The 558-nt window shown below is 80.6% G+C and carries 1 pseudogene; it reads right to left on the bottom strand.

The features are described 5' to 3' along the window. A pseudogene (locus tag OKJ99_RS10800) lies at nt 1-558 on the bottom strand (LuxR family transcriptional regulator); the annotation flags it as partial.

Genomic DNA, 558 nt, shown 5'->3' with positions numbered 1-558 from the left:
AGGCCGCGTCGACATCCCCGGCGACGAGGGCGGCGGCCTCGGCCCGCAGCAGCACCCCCGGCTCCCGCTCCCCGGCGGACCGCGCCACGACCCGCCGCAGCGCGACCCGCCCCACCCCTGCGCGCTCCCCGAGCGACGCGGCCATGCCGACCCGGTAGTCCAGCGCGGAATCCGCCGGACGCGCACCGCCGCCGTGCTCGACCGCCTCCCGGTATCCCGCCGCGTCCCCCAGCGCCCAGGACGCCTCCGCCGCGCCGAGGCGCGCTTCGAGGGAAGCCGGCGCCACGCAGAGGCGGGCCGCCAGCAGCAGGGATTCGCGGGCGTCCGCCACCGGGCCGTCGCGCAGCGCCAGCAGGCCGCGGACCAGTGCGGCGCGGCCCCGTACGGCATCCCGACCCGCCAAGTCGCCCACCTGGTCCAGAAGTTCACGCGCCCGGTGCGGGCGGCCCGCGAGGCGCGCGTGGTCCGCCGCGGCGACCAGGCGCTCGGCACGGACCGCCGGGTCCTCGGCGAGGCGTGCCGCGTGGGCGAGCGCCGTGCAGCGTTCCCCGTGGGGCG

Source organism: Streptomyces endophyticus (assembly GCF_035798155.1).
Classification (GTDB): Bacteria; Actinomycetota; Actinomycetes; order Streptomycetales; family Streptomycetaceae; genus Streptomyces; species Streptomyces endophyticus.
The sequence above is the reverse complement of the archived record's forward strand: the minus strand, read 5'-3'. Positions and strand labels throughout refer to the sequence as shown.